Below are 20,633 nucleotides of genomic sequence, written 5' to 3'. Positions count from 1 at the left end.
TCAGCCCCGAAACCCGGTCGCCACGACAAACTTTTCGGAACTGTCTGATCGCGACGCGGGCGGTTTGACATTGGCGACCTTGGTGAATTTCTGCTTGAGCAGCTTTTGCAGGTCCCCTTCGGCACCGCCAGCCAGAACCTTGGCCACAAACGTGCCGCCTTCTTCCAGCACGTCAAAGGCAAAATAGGCAGCGGTTTCGCAGAGCGCCATGATGCGCAAATGGTCGGTTTGTTTGTGTCCGGATGAGGCTGCGGCCATGTCCGAAATCACCACATCCGCCTTGCCGCCCAGCCAGTCCTTGACCTTCTGGTCGGCGTCATCCTCCATGAAATCCAGCACATGGGCAGTGGCCCCTGCTACGGGTTCGACCTCTTGCAGATCGACGCCCAGCACGGTGCCGATACGCTTACCGCTTTTCTCGCCCAGCGCGTTGACGCGTTTGACCGCAACCTGCAACCAGCCACCCGGCGCGCAGCCTAAATCCACCACGCGCGCGCCTGGCACCAGAAAGCGATACTTGTCGTCCAGTTCCAGAATCTTGAAAGCCGCGCGCCCGCGATAGCCTTCGGCATTCGCGCGTTTGACGTAAGGGTCGTTCAACTGCCGCTCGAGCCAGCGGGTCGAGCTGAGCTTGCGCCCGCGCGCAGTTTTCACCTTGACCTTCAGGTCGCGTTGTCCGCGGCCCGAATTGTTTTTCCCCGTAGGTGTCTTCGCCATCAGAACGGTCCGTCTTCCAATACACCGTCCGCGCTCATCTGCGCATAAAGCAGGCCTTCGCGCAGGCCCCGGTCCGCGACTGACAGGCGGTCGGTGGGCCAGCATCTGAGCAATGCCTGCAAAATGGCCGAGCCGGACATGATCAGGGCCTGCCGGTCATCCCCGATCCGGGGATCGCGGCGACGACCCTGAGGGCCGAGTTCTAGATAGCCGCGTATCACTTTGTCAATCTGATCGCTGGTCATACGCAGGCCATCAACCTTCGTGCGGTCATAGCGTTTAAGCCCCAAATGCGAGGCGGCAACGGTTGTAACTGTGCCGCTGGTGCCAACGATCTGAAACCCGTCGCGGGTCTGTTCGTCCTTGTAGGGTGCGAAATCGGCCAGGTTCTCTTCGAAAAACCAGCTCATCAGGGCAAAACGGGCGGCGTCATCCTCGACGTCATGGAACTGGTCGCGCAGGGTGGCCACACCCAGCGGAACGCTGATCCAATCCACCACCTTGGCTGCCGGAAACGGGCTTTCGGCGGTATGAAACCCGTTATGCAGCCGCATGATCGCCGCCGGGCGATCGCGGCGCGGCACAGAGGAGATGTCGATCCACACCAGCTCGGTCGAGCCGCCGCCGATATCCACCACAAGCAGTTGCTCGGTCTTTGTTGAGACCAGCGGCGCGCAAGAGATGACGGCCAGGCGCGCCTCTTCCTCGGGCTGGATGATCTCCAGCGTCAGACCGGTTTCGCGTTTGACCTGCCGGATGAAGTCGCGCGAGTTCTTGGCGCGGCGGCAGGCCTCGGTCGCGATCAGGCGCATCCGTTTGACTTTGTTGCGTTTCAGCTTTTGCTGGCAAATCCGAAGCGCCTGAACGGTGCGCGACATGGACGCCCGTGACAGTCGTCCGGTACGTTCCAGACCGGCGCCCAGTTGCACCGATTTGGAGAAGCTGTCGACCACATGAAATCCGCTGCCCTTGGGCTGGGCAATCAGCATGCGGCAACTATTTGTACCCAAATCCAATGCCGCATAAAGAGCATCCGGATCGGGCCTTGCCGGCGCGGGGCTTTCGACCGCCTTCGGGAACGCGCCCGCACCTTTGGGACGCTTGGGCGCCATTTGTCACGCCCTCCGATTATCGAGTTGATTTGACCCTAGGCGGGGTCTTGCCGACGCGCAAGTGAATTCGATTTTCAAACTGACGGAACTGTCACATGACGTTCACATTGAAATGCGAAGTCCATGCCGATCCCAGCAGGGGATTCTTCACCAGCTTTCAGCCAATTTACGGAGATTTCCATGAAAGATGAGCGCATTCTGACCTTTGACGAATATGATGAGGTGGTAAATCCACGCCCTGAGGAATGTGAATTTGACCGTGTGGTTGAACGTGCCTTGTCGCGTCGCGGCTTTCTGGGTGGTGTTCTGGCCATGGGCAGCTTTACCGCTGTGGGCGGTGCACTTCTTCCTTCGGGTGCGCGTGCGGCTGCTGATCGTTTCTCGTTCGAGGCCATCCCTGTGTCGACCGCTGACGAGGTGGTGGTACCTGCTGGCTATAAGGCCGAGGTTATGGTGCGCTGGGGCGACCCGTTGTGGTCGGATGCGCCCGAGTTTGATCCGGCGACCCGCGGCACCGCAGCCAGCCAGGAGCGTGCCTTTGGCGACAACACCGATGGTCAGGACGTATTCTTCCATGACGGCCATGTCCTGCTGGTGGTGAACAACGAATACACCAACCGCGACATCATTTGGGGCAACAACCCCGATGCCAAAGCCGCATCAGATGATGACGTGGCCAAGGGCATGATGGCCCATGGGGTCACCGTTGTTGAACTAGCCAATACCGATGGCAGCTGGGGCATCGTCAAGGACAGCCCCTATAACCGCCGCATCACGCCGCAAACCGTTATGGCGCTGACCGGCCCTGCGGCAGGTCATGACCTGATGAAAACCGCAGCAGATCCAACCGGGACCACGTCGAAAGGCACCTGGAACAACTGCGGCAATGGCATGACCCCCTGGGGCACCTACCTGGCCTGTGAAGAAAACTTCAACGGCTATTTCTCGGCAGAAGACGAGAACCACGAGGTTAGTGCCGAGCTGAAGCGCTATGGCGTATCGGCCAGCGACTGGGGCTATGGCTGGGCCAAGATCGACGACCGTTTCGACGCCTCGAAAAACCCCAATGAGCCGAACCGGGCAGGCTATGTGGTCGAGATCGACCCGACCGACCCGACATCGACCCCGCGCAAACTGACCGCTCTGGGCCGCTTCAAGCACGAAAATGCCGAAGCGATCGTGAACAATGATGGCCGCGTTGTTGTCTATATGGGTGACGATGAGCGCGGCGAGTTCCTGTATCGCTTTGTCTCGGACGGTGTTTATGCCGCCGGCGTTGACACCAACGCGCTGCTGGAAAACGGCACCTTGTCTGTGGCCAAGTTCAATGACGACGGCACAGGTGAATGGCTGGAGCTGACGCCCGAGACCACAGGTATGGCGTCGCAGGCGGATATCAGCATTCACACCCGTCAGGCGGGCTCGGCAGTCGGCGCCACCACCATGGACCGCCCCGAATGGGTTGCCGCCAACCCGAATGTGGCCGAGGTCTATTGCTGCCTGACCAACAACAAGAACCGTGGCGTCAAGCCGAATGCCGGTGGCGACGACACGTCGGTCAACGGTCCGAACCCGCGTGAGGCCAACAACTATGGCCAGATCGTGCGCTGGCGTCCTGCTGACGGCGATCACACCGCACCGGGCTTTGGCTGGGATCTCTATGTGTTGGCGGGCAACCCGACCGTACACAGCGACGCCTATGCCGGTTCGGACAATGTGAGCGCGGACAACATGTTCAACTCGCCCGATGGTCTGAAGTTTGACAGCAATGGCCTGCTGTGGATCCAGACCGATGGCAACTATGGCAACGAAGGAGACTTTGCCGGTCAGGGCAACAACCAGATGCTGGCAGGCGACCCGGTCACCGGTGAGATCCGCCGCTTCCTCGTGGGCCCGAACGAGTGTGAGATCACCGGCCTCAGCTGGTCGCCGGATCGCCGCACGATGTTTGTGGGCATTCAGCACCCCGGCGAAGATGGCAACAGCCATTGGCCCGAAGGCGGCAATGCCGTTCCGCGTTCGGCCATCATTGCGGTCACACGCGAAGATGGTGGCCTGGTCGGCTAACGCCTGATCACTATCGAAATCATGCCCCGGACGGAACGCTTCGTCCGGGGTTTTTCGTGTTTATGCAGCGTCCTCATAGAGACGTTGAGAATTTTGATATGCGTTTCTGCGCCGGAACTCGTTAAAAGCCCTGTATCCCGGTGCGGGGTGAAAACGTCGCTGTGAAAGCGCCGTGTGTCGAAATTCGACCGACCCGCGCCCATATTGAAGTTTAGAACCGGCCTATCGGGTTAGGAGGAATCACAGTAATGCCTGACGTCACCATCGTATACTGGCGCGACATTCCCGCTCAGGTCATCGTCGGCAAAGGCCGTCGCGGGGCCAAGCGGCAGTTGGAAGAGCGGTTCGAACAAGCCATCGACCGTGCCGCCATGAAGGTGAATGCCAAGGACAGTGATGCCTATCTGGCCGAATGGCGCAAAGCCGAACCTTTCGCGGTCGAGGGTGATCCCTCGGACATCGCCGAAGCCCAGGCCCTGCGTCTTGAGACCGAGTATGATCAGGAACGCATCAAGGCTCTGATCGCCAATGACGGTTGGGCATGAGCCCCAGACAGCTATGGGAGGCCGCAATGGCTTTGCTGAACTTCAAGAAACGTGACGCGGTCGAAACCGGCCCGGTCAATCCCACCGTCGAAGCCTTTTTGCGGGGCTATTCGATCGAAGTGATGCCGCGTACTGCCGAAAAGGTCGAAGATTTCCGCGCGCTGCTGCCTCAGGGTACGCGCGTCTATATCGCCCATATCGAAGGCACGCCGATTGAAGACATGGTCAAGACCGCCAGGCGCCTTGCGGCTGAAGGCTATCCGGTGATGCCGCATTTCCCGGCGCGGATCATCAAGGATGCCGCTACGCTGGAAAACTGGATCGCCATGTATCAAGGCGAGGCAGGTGTCGAGCAAGCGCTGCTGCTGGCGGGCGGTGTTGCCACCCCGCATGGCGCCTTCGACAGCTCGATGCAGTTGCTGGAAACCGGCTTGTTCGACAAGGCAGGATTCAAACGCCTGCATGTGGCAGGCCACCCCGAAGGCAATAAGGATATCGACCCGGACGGCTCGACCAAGAATGTCGACGAAGCGCTGCGCTGGAAGCAGAAATTCAGCGTGACCACAGACGCCGAAATGGCCCTTGCCACGCAATTCGCGTTTGATGCCAAGCCGATCATAGCCTGGGCCGACAGTTTGAAAGAGGCGGGCATCGATATTCCGATCCATATCGGTATCGCGGGGCCTGCGAAATTGCAGACCCTGATCAAGTTCGCCATCGCATGCGGTGTCGGCCCCTCGCTGAAGGTGCTGCAGAAACGCGCGATGGATGTCTCGAAACTGCTGCTGCCCTATGAGCCAACCGATGTCCTGACTGAATTGGCCAACCACAAAGCTGCCAACCCAGATTTCAACATCACAAACGTGCACTTCTTCCCGCTGGGTGGGATCAAGACCAACGCCAACTGGGCGATCAATAACGGCGGCGCCTCGGCTCAGCCTGCAAATGCTTAAGGAACGGAAATGACTCGTACAGTCGTAGAATCAAAAACAAAAACTGCCGTTCTTGGCTTTGATGAGCCGTTCTGCGTGATCGGTGAGCGGATCAATCCAACGGGCCGCAAAAAACTTGCCGCTGAGCTGGAAGCCGGAGATTTCTCGACTGTCGAAAAAGACGCGTTGGCGCAGGTGGCCGCGGGCGCGACTGTTCTCGATATCAATGCGGGCGTTGTCTATAACTCGAACCCCAACCCGAACGAGACCGAGCCGCCGTTGATGCGTCAGATTGTCGAGCTGGTTCAGGGGCTTGTGGACGTGCCTTTATGCATTGACAGTTCGGTGCCCGGCGCGCTGGAGGCCGGTCTTGAAGCCGCCGAAGGCCGCCCGTTGCTGAACTCGGTCACGGGTGAGGAAGAACGCCTGGAACTGGTTCTGCCACTGGTCAAGAAATACAACGTGCCGGTTGTCGCGATTTCGAATGATGACACGGGGATTTCTGAGGACCCCAATGTACGCTTCGACGTGGCCAAGAAAATCGTCGAACGCGCCGCCGATTTCGGTATTCCAGCCCATGACATCGTGGTCGATCCGCTGGTGATGCCCATTGGCGCGATGGCAACGGCTGGACTGCAGGTCTTTGCTCTGGTCCGTCGTCTGCGCGAAGAATTGGGTGTGAACACCACCTGCGGCGCGTCGAACATCTCATTCGGTCTGCCCAACCGCCATGGCATCAACAACGCGTTTCTGCCCATGGCGATGGGGGCTGGCATGACCTCTGCCATCATGAACCCGGTCGCGCTGCCGGTGACGCAGAAGAAGATTGCCGAAAAGAAAGAGGCCGTCGCCGCTGCTGGGATCATTTTGCCGGACGGAATGGACGATGAGAGTTTTGTTCAGATGTTTGGTCTGGGCTCGACCAAGCCGCGCTCGGGCAAAGAGATGGAGGCCATCCGCGCCGCCAACCTGCTGACCAACAATGACCCGCATGGGGGCGAGTGGATTCGCGCCAACAAACCCGCTGATGCACCCGGAGCCGAAGGCGAAGGGCGCGGGCGTCGCGGAGGCGGACGTCGCCGCCGGGCGTAAGCCAGACAAACGAAACACAAGAGGCCGGGCATTTGCCTGGCCTTTTTCGTTTGTTACTAAAAGTTCAACCCAACCGCATGACCGACCTCACGCCCGGCATTGATCGCGCAATAGGTCGGGTAAGGCCTGCGTTCAGACAGGTTGATATCCCTTTGGATTAATTCACCTTCCTCCAGTTGAAGCAGCGATGCTGACAGCGCGCGATCCGTGACCCTGTGCAACTTGGTTTTCATGATCGAAAACCGTTGCGGGGTTTGGGTCAGGGCCAGCACTGGAACGCTCCAACTTTTGCGAAGAAGGGCAAATTCATCTGCATTCGGAACTGCCTTGATGATCTTTCTGGCCATTTGCGCGGCCTCGGCGCCGGCGGGTGTTAGCCGAAACTCGGGCCGCAAGGGGTGACCATGGCCCGGATTTCGTTCCAGAAGGCCAATGTCAATCAAATGGTCCAGACTTGCCCGAAATGACGTTCGACTGGCCTGTGTCGCCGCCAGCAAAGGTGCCTGACGCCCGGGCGTGCCCGCGTTCAGGGCCGCCAAGATACTCAGGCACCAGGCCCGAGATGTCAGGTTGACAAGTGTCGTAATGTCCATAAAGTATAGTTACTTTAATTACAGACATAGGTAAAGCACATGGCCCGCGTTTCTCTCGACAACACCCTCACTTTGGCGCTTTCTGTCCGCGATCGGCATGCAAGCGCTGCGTGGTATTTGGAAAATCTCGGCTTTGAGCTGCTGTATCACATCGATGAGGCGGGCTGGAGCGAGGTGCAAACCAAAACCAAAGGCGTGACCTTGGGTTTGGGTGAGCAGGCCGAGCCCGTGCCGGGCAATTGCGTCCCTGTCTTTGGTGTTTCGAACATCGTTCAGGCGCGAGCTGCGCTTGAAGACGCAGGCGTTCGGTTTGATGGTCCAACCGACACGATCGAAGGTATGGTCAGCACCGCAACCTTCTACGATCCCGACAACAACGCCTTGATGCTGGCGCAAGATCTGACCAAGTGAATGCCGCGCGATTAATACCACGCCGAACCGCAATTTGAGATTGAACCTAGGTTCTGGCCGGTGCTATTCAGTCTTTCGCGGCGGGTATGATGTAATGGTAGCCTGTCAGCTTCCCAAGCTGAACGTGCGGGTTCAATTCCCGCTACCCGCTCCAGAACCTCCTCAGGAAGGGCGTCGCGCCTGCAAGATGTTGATCAGCGCCGGGATGCGCGTGCCCTGAGACGTCTCGAACGGTGCAAATTCATGTGCAACTGCGTCACGCACGGCGATTTCGTCCTCTTCGGTGCCATCAAAATGCGCGATGGTGCGAGCAGAGGGCCCGATCCGGGCGCTGAGGGCGGCTGCGTCGATTGCGGTGTCGGGGCCTGTGAGTTTCAGGGGGACGGCGTCGACCGAGACCTCGGACAGCCCGGCCTGCGTCATCAAACCCGCCACGCGATCACGGGCGTGAAAGGCCAGAGGGCCGGGGGCGTTTCGGTCCATTTTGGGGGGCTGGCCCATGCGCTTGACGGCCGCAACATGGGGGATTTTGAACCAGGGGTTTTGCGACAAGTCTCCCCAGGCCGCAAAGACGATGCGGCCCCCGGGCTTTAACGCCCGCGCCATGTTGGCGAACGCTGCGACCGGATCTTCGAAGAACATGACGCCAAAGCGTGAAATCGCCACGTCGCGATCGCCAGGTGACAGATCGTGCGCTTGAGCGTCGGCATATTGAAAGGTCGTGTTCGACAGATCGTTTTGCGCCGCGCGGGCACGGGCTCGATCCAGAAACTGCTTTGAAATGTCCACGCCCAGAACATGACCTTTGGGACCGACGCATTCTGCTGCGGCCAGCGTGCTGATGCCGGTCCCGCAACCGATATCCAGCACCCGCTGGCCCGGCAACAGCGCGGCCCGGTCTATCACAAGATCAAGAACCGGTGCAAAAAGCTGATCCAATTGGTCCTCGAAGGTCAGCCACTTAACGCCCTGATCGGACTTACCCCAGTATTCTTCCTGGTCCAGATTCATCGTCAACATGGTGCGCCTCCTGCATGAGGGGGACTATGACCGCCTTCGGCGCCGACGACCAGATTTTTCGCTATCCGCACCTCCGGTGTTGAACGATGGCGCGGGCAGGGTGACCACCTGAGCTAGTTCCGGGAACGGGTCGGATTTATGCGGGATCGCGTTGGCCGCAACAAAGTGATCCTGGAACTTTGGCTCGATTGCGGTTTCGATCTTGGTAATTTCACGCACGACGCGCTCGATTTCAGCCCGTGAGCCGATATTGCACAGCGCAATCCGGGCACCAGTGCCAGCGGCGTTGCCTGCGCTTGTCACCTTGTCCAAAGGTGCGTCCGGGATCATGCCCAAAACCATCGCATGTTTGGTCGAGATATGCGCGCCAAACGCGCCCGCCAGCACCACACGATCCACTTTGTCGACCGCCATCTCATCCATCAGCAGCCGCGCCCCGGCATAGAGCGCGGATTTGGCCAGTTGAATGGCACGGATGTCGCCCTGTGTCACCGTGATGCGCGGGCCGCCTTCAGCACTGGCGTCATGGATCAGATAAGCATGGGTGCGTCCTTCGGGCACGCAGCGTTCGGTTCCGGTTTGTGCCGCCGAGCCGATCAGCCCGCTTTCGTCCAGCAGGCCCGCGATGCGCATTTCGGCGACAGCCTCGATAATGCCGGATCCGCAAATCCCGGTAATGCCGGTGGTTGCAATGTCGATGTCGAACCCGTCTTCATCCGACCATTTGTCGGACCCGATGACGCGAAAGCGGGGGGCTTTGGTGACCGGATCAATCTCGATCCGTTCGATGGCACCGGGGGCGGCGCGTTGGCCCGAGCTGATCTGAGCGCCCTCAAAAGCAGGCCCAGTGGGCGAGGAGCAAGCCAGAACACGATGGGTGTTGCCCAGCAAAATCTCGGCATTGGTGCCCACATCGACGATCAGCACCAGATCGTCGGATTTGCCGGGTTCTTCCGACAAGGCCACGGCGGCACAATCAGCGCCGACATGGCCCGCGATACAGGGCAGGATGTAAACCTGAGCCCGCGGGTTCATCGTGGTCAGACCCATCTCGCGCGCGGGCAAAGACATGCTTTCAGACGTGGCCAGCGCAAAGGGCGCCTGGCCGAGCTCAACCGGATCCAGCCCCAGCAACAGGTGGTGCATCACCGGGTTGCAGACAAAAACCGTCTCGACGATCAGGGCGGTGTCAATCTCGGCCTCCTCGGCGATCGAGGTGGTCAGATCGTTGATTGCCTCGCGCACGGCTTTGGTCATTTCCTGATCGCCGCCGGGGTTCATCATCGCGTAGGACACGCGGCTCATGAGGTCTTCGCCAAAGCGGATCTGCGGGTTCATCAGGCCCGAAGATGCCTTGACCTCGCCGGTTTCCAGATCGGTCAGATGCGCGGCGATGGTGGTCGAGCCCAGATCGATGGCCAGACCGTAAAGGCCCTGCTCATGCAGGCCAGGCCAGATTTCGACGATGCGGGCCACACTGTCCTTGTACCCTTTGTGCAAGGCGACGGTGACCTCCCATTTGCCTTTTCGCAGAACCGGTTGCAGCTTGGACATCAGCGACAGGTCGGCAGTCACGGCGTCGATCTGCCATTGTTGCTGCAACGCACGTTCCAGCCGTTCCAGATCGCCGGTGGGAGAGTGCATGTCGGGTTCTTCCACCACCACAAAATACAGGCGGGTCGCCGGGTCCATAGTGATCGCGCGCGCGGCGGCGGCTTTGCGCACGACCTGGCGGTGTACCTGGCTTTCGGGCGGCACATCGATCACCACGTCGCCCTGTACGGTGGCCTGACATCCCAACCGACGCCCGGGTTTCAACCCGCGTTTGTCATCATAGCGCTGCTCGACCGCGTTCCACGCGCTCAGCGCGTTCTCGGATACGGTGACTCCATGCTTGGGAAACTCACCATAACTTGGGGTGATCTGACATTTCGAACAGATCCCGCGTCCGCCGCAGACCGAATCCAGATCGACACCCAACTGGCGCGCTGCCGTCAGAATCGGCGTGCCGATTGGAAAGTGCCCGCGTTTGCCCGAGGGGGTAAAAACGACAAGAGGATCGGTGGTCATGAAAGGCCTGCCTTTTGTATTCGCGCATCTGCCGCGCAAGATATGGGTTTATTCGCAAAGGGAAAGGCCATTCCGCGGCAGGTTTTGATCAAGAGGCGTCGTTTTGGGGCGCGGCAGAACCCCGCAGGGGCAAACAACTTGGGTTCGGGGCTTTCCCTTGGTTGAAATCCATGCCATAGGGTCGCCGTCAAACGGGCTTTTGCATGGGGTTATCAGATGCAGATTCGTGAGGCACTCACCTTTGACGACGTTCTCCTGGTTCCGGGCGCATCCACTGTGCTGCCGGCAACGGCGGATACCAGCACGCGGGTCACGCGTGAGATCACCATGAACATCCCCTTGCTCAGCTCGGCGATGGATACTGTGACCGAGGCGCGGATGGCCATTGCGATGGCGCAGGCCGGAGGGATCGGGGTGGTCCACAAGAACCTGTCAGTCGAAGAACAGGCCCGTGAGATCCGCCGGGTGAAGCGTTTTGAATCCGGCATCGTGTACAATCCGGTGACTTTGCGTGCGGATCAAACGCTGGCAGATGCGCAGGCTTTGGTGGAACGCTACAACTTTACCGGTTTCCCGGTTGTGGACGGCGATGGCCGGGTGGTCGGGATTGTCACCAACCGCGACATGCGTTTCGCCACTTCGGATGACACGCCGATCCATGCCATGATGACCGCGGACAACCTGGCAATGCTGCAAGAGCCCGCAGATCTGGAAGAGGCCAAAAGCCTGATGCGCGCGCGCCGGATCGAAAAGCTTCTGGTTGTGGATGGGTCTGGCAAGCTGACGGGTCTGCTGACGCTCAAAGACACGGAACAGGCGGTGTTGAACCCGACCGCTTGCAAGGACCGGCTGGGCCGATTGCGCGTGGCGGCGGCGACCTCGGTCGGAGATGCCGGGTTCGAGCGGTCCGAACAATTGGTAGATTCCGGCGTCGACATTATCGTGGTCGATACGGCGCATGGCCATTCGCAAGGGGTGCTGGATGCGGTCAAACGCGCCAAGACCCTGTCGAATGAGGTTCAGATCATCGCGGGCAACGTGGCCACGGCTGAAGCAACCAAAGCGCTGATAGACGCGGGCGCGGATGCGATCAAGGTGGGGATCGGGCCGGGCTCGATCTGTACCACGCGGATGGTGGCAGGCGTTGGCGTTCCGCAGTTGACCGCGATCATGGATTGCGCCGCAGCGGCTGGTGATGTGCCGGTAATTGCTGATGGTGGGATCAAGTTTTCGGGTGATTTTGCCAAGGCCATCGCGGCTGGGGCGTCCTGCGCCATGGTCGGCTCGATGATTGCAGGCACGGATGAAAGCCCGGGCGAAGTGATCTTGTATCAGGGCCGGTCGTTCAAATCCTATCGCGGTATGGGCAGCTTGGGTGCGATGGCGCGCGGCTCGGCCGACCGGTATTTCCAGAAAGATGCGGCCAATGACAAGCTGGTGCCCGAAGGCATCGAAGGTCAGGTGCCCTATAAAGGCTCGGCCAGCGCGGTGGTGCACCAGCTGGTCGGCGGTTTGCGGGCAGCCATGGGCTATACCGGTTGTGCCACGGTGGATGAAATGCGCAAGAACTGCAACTTCGTCAAAATCACCGGGGCGGGCCTGAAGGAAAGCCATGTGCATGACGTGCAGATCACCCGCGAAAGCCCGAACTACCGCGTGATGTAACCGACCAGGATCGGAGACAGCCATGACCCCGGCAGCCCGTGTGCAGGCCGCGATCGAGATTCTCGACGACATCCTGTCAGGGGCTCCGGTCGAAAAGGCGCTGACCGGCTGGGCCCGGCGCAGTCGGTTTGCGGGGTCCAAGGATCGTGCGGCGATCCGGGATCATGTGTTTGATGCAATCAGGAACAGGCGGTCCTTCGCTGCATTGGGTGGTGCGCCGGGTGGCCGAGGGTTGATGATCGGCTTGGCCCGTGCACAGGGCCTTGCCATCGACATGCTGTTCTCGGGCGACCGGCACGCGCCGGCACCGGTTGGTGAGGATGAAGCACCGCGCGCCTTTGCGTCCGAGGCTGAGCGGCTCGACATCCCCGATTGGCTCTGGCCTGAATTCACCCTGTCCCTCGGGGACGAGGCGGAGGCGGCGGCGCAAGCCCTAAAGTCGCGCGCGCAGGTGCATCTGCGTGTGAATCTGCAACGGACGACCCGTGCGGAAGCCATCACGCAATTAGCGCAGGAGGGCATTTCAGCCCAAGCCCACCCGGCCTGCGACACCGCGCTTGAGGTGACCGAAGGGGCCAGAAGAATCGCGCAAAGCCACGCCTACAAGAACGGTACTGTTGAACTGCAGGATGCTGCCAGCCAAGCGGTGGTAGCCTCCATCCCGCTGAAGCCGGGCCTGCGCGTTCTGGACTATTGCGCGGGTGGCGGCGGAAAGGCCTTGGCCATCGCTGCACGTGATCCGCAAGTTGAGGTCTTTGCGCATGACGCCAATCCCGGGCGGATGCGCGACCTGCCTGCACGCGCGGAGCGGGCCGGTGCAAAGATACCTATACTCTCCAACGGGCAACTGGCCAAATTGGCTCCGTTCGACGTTGTTCTGACGGATGTTCCCTGTTCCGGCAGCGGATCCTGGCGCCGTGCACCCGCCGGGAAATGGTCATTGACGCAGGACGCATTGCGCGGCCTGACTGTGACACAAGGGCAAATCCTGCGTGACGTGATCCCTCTGGTCGCGGAAAAAGGCATTCTGGCTTACGCAACCTGTTCTGTGCTGGCTGCTGAGAACCAGGCGGTCGTGGATGCTTTCTTGCAAGCGTGCCCGGACTGGACGTCGATTTTTGATAAAGCGTGGCCTGTGTCGCACGGAACCGATGGTTTCTTTTGTGCGCACTTGACACGAAAATAGACCGTTGAGATACAACTTTAACGGGTTATTGGCGGCTTGACCCTTTAAGCAGTCGTTAACCAAATCGAGTTGATATTCTGCGACGTTCTATTCAGGGCCGTATATGACAGATTCTGTTGAGTTTATTACCGAAGACCCTCGCTTTGTGGGTGTTTCAGGCAAACGCGTCATTTCACTGATTTTGGTTTCAATCATGTTTTTGCTCGCTCCGGCGATGGGGATCGCTCCACCAGCCTGGGGCGCTGGCCTGATCGCGATCGGATTGGCGTTTCTGGGTGTCGTAGCGGTGATCCTTGGCCGCGACACTTTGCAAAAACGAACTGCTGCACAGACAAAAGACGTGCTCGCCAAGGTGTTGGAAAACCAGGATGCTGCCTGTTTCGTAGCGGATATCGAAGGCAATGTTCTTTTGGCGAACACGCTCGCGAGCAGCCGGTTTCAGGCCGTGCAGGGTTCGCATATGGCAGCCTGCTTAAGATCCATTTTCGCCAATCCAGCCGCGATTTTGGTCCGCTTGCAGTCTCTGGCACAAGAAGCTGGCTATGCATCGGAAGACATCGCAACCCGCGGCGTCGCAATCCCCGTCGCAGCAACCTGGCTCAACGACGGGATGGTCTACTGGCGTGTCGATTTGCAGGCGCAGCAGAGTTGGAACAGCATTCAGCTTCCGGTTCTGAACATCGGTCGAAACGATGTCATCTTGCATGCCAATGAACCTGCCCGAAGGCTCTTGAGTGGTGTTCCTCCCAAGCTCGAACACCTATTGCCACCGGATGTTGCGCAATCGGGAGGGGTCACACGGCTTGTAACGGTTCATGGGCCCAAGGCGTTCCTTGTGACCACGCTACGACAAAAAGGGTTGGATCGCGCATTGCTGCTGGCGCCTCTGGAACACGGTGTCGGGCAGGCTGGGGTGATGTCTTTTTCGGATCTACCGGTCCCGATCATGCGCCTGTCGCTGCAGGGTGAGATACTTGAGGCCAACCGGCTTGCCTCTCGCCTTATCGGAGATTTGTTGCCCGGAAACACTAATATCGACCAAATGATGCAAGGGTTGAACAGGCCAATTGAGGATTGGCTTGCCCAAACTGCCGAGCAAGATACGACACCGCACACAGAAATCCTGCGTCTCAAACGGCAGGACAAAGAGACTTTTGTGCAAGTGACCCTGTCGCGCATCCTGCGTGATGGTGAACCCTGCCTGATCGCCGTGCTGAACGATGCGACCGAGCTCAAGACGCTCGAGGCGCAATTCGTACAAGGCCAAAAGATGCAGGCCGTGGGGCAGCTGGCGGGGGGTGTCGCGCATGATTTTAACAACCTTTTGACAGCGATTTCGGGGCATTGCGACCTGTTGCTGCTGCGTCATGACCAAAGCGATGCCAATTACAGCGATCTGGTGCAGATCAATCAAAACGCAAACCGTGCCGCGGCTCTTGTCAGTCAGCTTTTGGCCTTTTCGCGCAAGCAGACCCTAAGGCCCGAGATGCTGGATCTGCGCGATACGATTTCCGACCTTATCCACCTGCTCAACAGGTTGGTTGGCGAAAAAGTCCGCCTGATCCTCAGCCATGATCCGGTGCTCAAACCCGTACGGGCGGATAAGCGGCAGTTGGAACAGGTGTTGATGAACCTGGTGGTGAACGCAGGGGACGCGATGCCCGAGGGGGGTGAGATCAGGATTGAAACCGAGATCCTGTCTCTTGACCAACCGTTGACGCGTGACCGAGCCACCGTGCCGGTCGGTGAATATGTGACGGTGAAAGTCATCGACAGCGGAACAGGGATCGCCGTCGACAAACTGCAAAAGATCTTTGAGCCTTTCTTTACCACCAAACGCACGGGCGAGGGCACGGGGCTGGGTCTTTCGACCGTCTACGGGATCGTCAAGCAGACCGGCGGGTTCATCTTTGTCGACAGCGTTGTGGGGCAGGGCAGCGAGTTTACGGTCTATCTGCCGGTCAGCGTTGCGCTGCCTGAAGAAACGCCAAAAGGCCCGGCAACGGTGCCGGATCTAGGCGGGCGCCAAGGCGAAGGGGTGGTTCTACTGGTCGAAGACGAAGCGCCAGTCCGGGCCTTTGCCACGCGCGCATTGCGGCTGAAAGGCTATACCGTGCTCGAGGCGGATTCGGCCGAAGCCGCCTTGACCCTGCTTGAGGATAAGGACCTGTCGGTTGATGTGTTTGTCACCGATGTCGTCATGCCCGGGATGGATGGTCCAACATGGGTTAGCCAGGCGTTGAAGACCCGGCCCGAGGTGCAGGTGATCTTTATGTCAGGCTATGCCGAAGGCGCCTTTGGGGAAGCGGGACCGCAGGTCGAAAACTCCACCTTCCTGCCGAAGCCCTTTTCGCTCAACCAACTGACCGAAGCGGTGTTCCAACGGCTGAACTAGACGTAGCGTGCCGCCTCATAGAGCGCGAACTCTGCCGCAAGTTCGGACCGAAGGCGCAATCGTGTGGCCTCTGAAAGTTCCAGCGATCGGCTCGGAGAGACGTTTTCGCGCGCCGGATCGACCGCGCAGTTCAGCCGGTTTTCAAGGAAGGTGCGGATTTCCTCTTGGTGGTCGTATTTGAAAATGTGGGTTGCACCTGCGCCATTGCTGCGGGGCTTGAGGAAATCGCTTTGGCGGCCGATATCGGCAAAAGCAGGGGGCGATTTTTGCAGATGGGCTTGGATGAAGTCGTCGAAACTCAGATCCCGGGTCGAGTTCTCTGACCCGATCAAATCCGGGCGACTGCGATACCTGTACCAACTGCCCAGCCAGTCTACGGGCTCGCGCACCACAGCCATGATCTCCATCTCGGTGTCGAACATTTTCTGAAACATCGTCTGAAAGAACCGGTCAAACCGTCGGACCGAAGCATGTTTGAGCTCGGGTGGATGAGATATCACCAGATCCGCGCGGTCCTTCAGGGCCGAGATATAGGCCGTGCTGCCGGTTTTGGGCATGGATAGCAGGGCAAGGCGTTCTTCAAAAAAAACAAGCATGTGGCTGACGGGGATTCCGAGAATGGATGACACGGACAGGCTTATCGCAATCTGCCTGAGACGCCAATCTCGGGCCGCGCACCGCATTGGATCGGGTTGCAAAATTGTTTCAAAACATACGGATAGATCGCGAATTTTCGATGTGCGACTTTTTATTTCAGAAATAAACCACTCGTTAACTGGTTTGGGAAAAGGTGAGCTTAGTAAGTTTTTATTGAAATGTTCTCTTTTTGGTCCTATTAGGAACAAGAGGCGAACAAAGCAGTGATTGCCGCCCGTACATGGGTGTGACAAAAGGAAGGCGACAGGACAATGGCGGATCTTCTGACGATGAGCGACAAGAAAAACGCAGACAAGCAAAAGGCGCTCGACAGCGCGCTGGCCCAGATCGAACGGCAGTTCGGCAAAGGCTCGATCATGAAGCTGGGCGAGGACGCCAAGCAGGATATCGAAGCCAGCTCAACCGGGTCGCTGGGCCTGGATATCGCGCTGGGAATCGGTGGTTTGCCGATGGGCCGGATTGTTGAGATTTATGGCCCGGAAAGTTCGGGTAAAACGACGCTGACCCTGCATTGCATTGCCGAGCAGCAAAAACGCGGTGGTGTCTGCGCCTTTGTCGACGCCGAACATGCGCTGGATCCGCAATATGCCCGCAAGTTGGGTGTTGATCTTGACGAACTGCTGATCTCGCAACCCGACACCGGCGAACAAGCGCTTGAGATCACGGATACTCTGGTGCGCTCGGGGGCGGTGAATATGGTCATCGTTGACTCGGTCGCGGCACTGACGCCGAAGTCCGAGCTTGAGGGTGACATGGGCGACAGCAGTGTTGGCGTGCAAGCCCGGTTGATGAGCCAGGCGATGCGTAAGCTGACCGGCTCGATCAGCCGTTCGAACTGTATGGTTATCTTTATCAACCAGATTCGCATGAAAATCGGCGTGATGTTCGGCAGCCCGGAAACCACCACCGGGGGCAACGCGCTGAAATTCTACAGTTCGGTCCGCCTGGATATCCGCCGCATCGGTGCGATCAAGGACCGCGATGAAGTGGTCGGCAACCAGACCCGCGTAAAGGTCGTCAAGAACAAGGTGGCACCACCCTTTAAACAGGTCGAATTCGACATCATGTATGGCGAAGGCATATCGAAGATGGGTGAGCTATTGGATCTGGGCGTCAAGGCGGGCGTGGTCGAGAAATCGGGCTCGTGGTTCAGCTATGGTGATGAGCGGATTGGGCAGGGGCGTGAGAACGCCAAGCAATATCTGCGCGACAATTCCTCCATTGCGTTCGAAATAGAGGACAAGATCCGCGCGGCACATGGGCTTGATTTCGACATGCCACCCGGCGCGGCAGAGGATGACGACATCCTCGAAGCGTGAAGGTTGCTGACGGGAACAGCTTAAATCCCCCGGCACTTCGACGGTGCTGAGAATACGTGGAGCAGGGCGGTCCAAACGGGCCGCCTTGTTTCGTATCCGGCCATCTGGGCTGTGGACAGTCTGAAACCGGGGGGATAAACCTGCGAAAACCAAGATTTCTGCGCGCCGAGAGAGCCCCATGCCCAGCCTGAACGATATCCGATCAACCTTTTTGAATTATTTTGAAAAACAGGGGCATGAGGTCGTGGCGTCCAGCCCTCTGGTGCCGCGCAACGATCCGACGCTGATGTTTGTCAACTCGGGCATGGTGCAGTTCAAGAATCTGTTCACCGGCCTTGAGACACGGGACTATAAACGCGCGACCACGGCGCAGAAATGTGTACGTGCCGGCGGCAAGCACAATGACCTTGATAATGTCGGCTATACCGCACGCCACCATACATTCTTTGAAATGCTGGGGAATTTCTCGTTCGGCGACTATTTCAAACATGAGGCCATCCCCTTTGCCTGGAACCTGATCACCAAAGAATACGGAATCGACAAAAGCCGCCTGCTGGCCACGGTTTACCACACAGATGACGAAGCGTTTGAGATCTGGAAGAAGGTCGGCGTGCCCGAAGACCGGATCATCCGCATCGCAACCAGCGACAACTTCTGGCAGATGGGCCCGACCGGCCCCTGCGGTCCCTGCACCGAGATTTTCTACGATCACGGCGACCATATCTGGGGCGGCCCTCCGGGTTCACCCGAAGAAGATGGCGACCGGTTTATCGAGATCTGGAACGTCGTTTTCATGCAGAACGAACAGTTCGAGGACGGCTCGATGGTCGAGCTTGACATGCAGTCGATTGACACCGGGATGGGGCTGGAGCGGATTGGTGCGTTGCTTCAGGGCAGCCACGACAATTACGATACGGACCTGTTCAAAACCCTGATCGAGGCCTCGGCCGAGGCGACCGGTGTTGATCCTTACGGCGACCAGAACGTGCATCATCGGGTGATCGCAGACCATTTGCGCTCGACCTCGTTTCTGATTGCCGATGGGGTGATGCCAAGCAATGACGGGCGCGGTTATGTTCTGCGCCGCATCATGCGCCGCGCTATGCGCCACGCACACCTGCTGGGGGCCAAAGACCCGGTCATGCACCGACTTGTGCCGACCCTGGTTCAGCTTATGGGAGGACACTATACCGAGCTGTCTCAGGCGCAGCCGTTGATCGAAGAAACGCTGCTTTTGGAGGAAACCCGATTCAAGCAAACGCTGGATCGCGGGCTCAAACTGCTGGATGACGAAGTTTCGGGCCTGGCTGAAGGTGCACCCTTGTCGGGTGAGGCGGCGTTCAAACTCTATGACACATACGGCTTCCCGCTGGACCTGACCCAGGATGCGCTGCGTGAAAAAGGCCGTGAGGTCGACACAGATGGGTTTGATGCGGCTATGGCGGAACAAAAGGCCAAGGCTCGCGCGGCCTGGGCCGGGTCTGGCGAGGCTGCGGATCAGGCCGTTTGGTTTGATGTGCTCGACTATGCCGGGGCCACCGATTTCCTGGGCTACGACACCGAAAACGCCGAGGCGCAGGTGGCGGCCTTGATCGTCGATGGCGCACAGGCGGACAGTATCAGCGTAGGCCAAGAGGCCTGGGTCGTGGTTAATCAGACCCCATTCTATGGCGAGGCTGGTGGTCAGATTGGTGACACTGGTGAGCTGCGCCGTCTGGAAGATCGCGAGCACGTGTGCCGGGTGACGGACACCAGAAAATTTGCCGATGGCAAGGTCTATGGCCATAAGGTCACCGTCGAATCCGGCACGCTGTCCAAAGGCGACGGGATCGCGTTGGAGGTTGATCATGCCCGCCGGTCTTCCATCCGGGCCAACCACTCGGCCACGCACCTGCTGCACGAAGCACTGCGCGAGGCACTGGGGGATCACGTGGCGCAACGCGGCTCGTTGAACGCCGCGGACCGGCTGCGGTTCGACTTTAGCCATTCCAAGGCACTGAGCCTGGAAGAGATCCAGAAGGTCGAGCGTGAAGTCAATGATTTCATTCGGCAAAACTCGGCTGTGGAAACAAGGATCATGACGCCTGATGATGCGCGAGCCCTGGGCGCTCAGGCGCTGTTTGGCGAGAAATATGGTGATGAAGTCCGCGTTGTTTCGATGGGCAAGGCGCCGACCGGCAAAGGGCAAGATGGCGAAACCTGGTCGATTGAACTCTGTGGTGGCACCCATGTGCGCCAGACAGGTGACATCGGCACCTTTGTGGTTCTGGGCGACAGTGCTAGCAGTGCAGGTGTGCGCCGGATTGAGGCGCTGACCGGCGATGAGGCCTTCCGCTATCTCTCGGCGCAGGATCACCGGCTGGCGCAGGTCGCGTTGGAGCTGAAAGCGCAGCCGGATGATGTGGTGCCGCGTGTCAAAGCGCTGCTGGACGAGCGCAAGGCCTTGCAGAACGAAGTGGCCCAACTGCGCCGTGATCTGGCCATGGCCGGAGGGGCCGGGCAGGGTGGTGGTGCCGAGGCGCGCGACATCAACGGGGTGGCCTTTCTGGCGCAGGCGCTCACAGGTGTGTCTGGCAAGGACCTGCCGTCGCTGATCGACGAACACAAAGCGCGGCTGAAATCGGGTGCGGTTCTCTTGATTGCAGATACAGGCGTCAAAGCTGCTGTCGCTGCCGGTGTGACGCCAGACCTGACCGACAAGATTTCCGCTGTTGATTTGGTCAAGGCCGCAGTGATCGAGCTGGGCGGCAAGGGTGGCGGTGGTCGCCCGGACATGGCCCAAGGCGGTGGCAAGGATGCGTCGAACGCCGAAGCCGCGATCAAGGCCGCAGAACAGGTATTGGGAGGGTAAG

General features: G+C 59.1%; 16 protein-coding genes and 1 tRNA gene. 11 read left to right on the top strand and 6 right to left on the bottom strand.

All coding sequences use genetic code 11. The features are described from left to right. Entirely contained in the window at window positions 1–717 is a 717-nt protein-coding gene (locus GOX45_RS06445) for an RlmE family RNA methyltransferase (protein WP_171099125.1), read from the bottom strand. Next, window positions 717–1,829: a Ppx/GppA phosphatase family protein gene (locus GOX45_RS06440; protein ID WP_171099123.1), complete on the bottom strand. Its 1,113-nt coding sequence runs from the start codon at window positions 1,827–1,829 to the stop codon at window positions 717–719. The genes GOX45_RS06445 and GOX45_RS06440 overlap by 1 nt, the downstream gene beginning before the upstream one ends. 180 nt (window positions 1,830–2,009) lie before the next feature. On the opposite strand from GOX45_RS06440, the gene GOX45_RS06435 reads away from it, so the two are divergent. The 4 genes from GOX45_RS06435 (at window position 2,010) to GOX45_RS06420 (ending at window position 6,465) form a co-directional block, all read left to right on the top strand. Continuing rightward, entirely contained in the window at window positions 2,010–3,896 is a 1,887-nt protein-coding gene (locus GOX45_RS06435) for a PhoX family phosphatase (RefSeq protein ID WP_171099122.1), read from the top strand. 248 nt (window positions 3,897–4,144) lie between these two features. Then, complete coding sequence (locus tag GOX45_RS06430) at window positions 4,145–4,441, top strand: virulence factor (RefSeq protein WP_171099120.1); 297 nt, start codon at window positions 4,145–4,147, stop codon at window positions 4,439–4,441. Between the two features lie 26 nt (window positions 4,442–4,467). Further along, entirely contained in the window at window positions 4,468–5,394 is a 927-nt protein-coding gene (locus tag GOX45_RS06425) for a methylenetetrahydrofolate reductase (RefSeq protein ID WP_171099274.1), read from the top strand. Between the two features lie 9 nt (window positions 5,395–5,403). Continuing rightward, on the top strand, window positions 5,404–6,465 hold the full coding sequence (locus tag GOX45_RS06420; protein ID WP_171099117.1) for a methyltetrahydrofolate cobalamin methyltransferase: 1,062 nt from the start codon (window positions 5,404–5,406) through the stop codon (window positions 6,463–6,465). A 56-nt stretch (window positions 6,466–6,521) separates the two neighbouring features. Here the strand turns inward: GOX45_RS06420 and GOX45_RS06415 are convergent, their stop codons facing one another. Then, window positions 6,522–7,058, bottom strand: coding sequence for a winged helix-turn-helix transcriptional regulator (locus GOX45_RS06415; protein WP_171099115.1), 537 nt, complete (start codon window positions 7,056–7,058; stop codon window positions 6,522–6,524). Between the two features lie 39 nt (window positions 7,059–7,097). Between GOX45_RS06415 and GOX45_RS06410 the strand changes: the two genes are divergently transcribed. Both GOX45_RS06410 and GOX45_RS06405 read left to right on the top strand, forming a co-directional pair. Continuing rightward, a complete protein-coding gene (locus GOX45_RS06410) occupies window positions 7,098–7,469 on the top strand; it encodes a VOC family protein (RefSeq protein WP_171099113.1) in 372 nt (123 codons plus the stop codon). Window positions 7,470–7,549: 80 nt separating this feature from the next. Then, window positions 7,550–7,623 (top strand) — tRNA-Gly (locus tag GOX45_RS06405). 8 nt (window positions 7,624–7,631) lie between these two features. On the opposite strand, the gene GOX45_RS06400 is transcribed toward GOX45_RS06405, so the two are convergent. Together GOX45_RS06400 and GOX45_RS06395 are read right to left on the bottom strand one after the other, a co-directional pair. Further along, on the bottom strand, window positions 7,632–8,489 hold the full coding sequence (locus tag GOX45_RS06400; protein WP_171099112.1) for a class I SAM-dependent methyltransferase: 858 nt from the start codon (window positions 8,487–8,489) through the stop codon (window positions 7,632–7,634). Between the two features lie 24 nt (window positions 8,490–8,513). Next, complete coding sequence (locus tag GOX45_RS06395) at window positions 8,514–10,559, bottom strand: ASKHA domain-containing protein (RefSeq protein WP_171099109.1); 2,046 nt, start codon at window positions 10,557–10,559, stop codon at window positions 8,514–8,516. 216 nt (window positions 10,560–10,775) lie between these two features. Between GOX45_RS06395 and guaB the strand changes: the two genes are divergently transcribed. The 3 genes from guaB to GOX45_RS06380 all read left to right on the top strand — a co-directional run bounded on the left by guaB (window position 10,776) and on the right by GOX45_RS06380 (window position 15,805). Then, on the top strand, window positions 10,776–12,224 hold the full coding sequence (gene guaB, locus GOX45_RS06390; protein ID WP_171099108.1) for an IMP dehydrogenase: 1,449 nt from the start codon (window positions 10,776–10,778) through the stop codon (window positions 12,222–12,224). Between the two features lie 22 nt (window positions 12,225–12,246). After that, the gene (locus tag GOX45_RS06385; RefSeq protein WP_171099106.1) at window positions 12,247–13,410 is read left to right on the top strand and encodes an RsmB/NOP family class I SAM-dependent RNA methyltransferase; all 1,164 of its coding nucleotides are present in this window, start codon (window positions 12,247–12,249) and stop codon (window positions 13,408–13,410) included. 103 nt (window positions 13,411–13,513) lie between these two features. Beyond that, on the top strand, window positions 13,514–15,805 hold the full coding sequence (locus GOX45_RS06380) for an ATP-binding protein (protein ID WP_171099104.1): 2,292 nt from the start codon (window positions 13,514–13,516) through the stop codon (window positions 15,803–15,805). On the opposite strand, the gene GOX45_RS06375 is transcribed toward GOX45_RS06380, so the two are convergent. Next, window positions 15,802–16,362 (bottom strand): gamma-glutamyl kinase, encoded by a 561-nt coding sequence (locus tag GOX45_RS06375; RefSeq protein ID WP_371808955.1) that lies wholly within the window; start codon window positions 16,360–16,362, stop codon window positions 15,802–15,804. The two genes, GOX45_RS06380 and GOX45_RS06375, sit on opposite strands and share 4 nt — an antisense overlap. Before the next feature lie 351 nt (window positions 16,363–16,713). On the opposite strand from GOX45_RS06375, the gene recA reads away from it, so the two are divergent. Next, complete coding sequence (recA, locus tag GOX45_RS06370; protein ID WP_171099099.1) at window positions 16,714–17,781, top strand: recombinase RecA; 1,068 nt, start codon at window positions 16,714–16,716, stop codon at window positions 17,779–17,781. Window positions 17,782–17,959: 178 nt separating this feature from the next. After that, window positions 17,960–20,632, top strand: coding sequence for an alanine--tRNA ligase (alaS, locus tag GOX45_RS06365; RefSeq protein WP_171099098.1), 2,673 nt, complete (start codon window positions 17,960–17,962; stop codon window positions 20,630–20,632). Window position 20,633: the final 1 nt, after the last annotated feature.

It is taken from the genome of Ruegeria sp. HKCCD7255, from assembly GCF_013031565.1.
In the GTDB taxonomy this organism is placed as follows: domain Bacteria; phylum Pseudomonadota; class Alphaproteobacteria; order Rhodobacterales; family Rhodobacteraceae; genus Ruegeria.
This window is presented reverse-complemented; position numbering and strand designations above follow the sequence as displayed.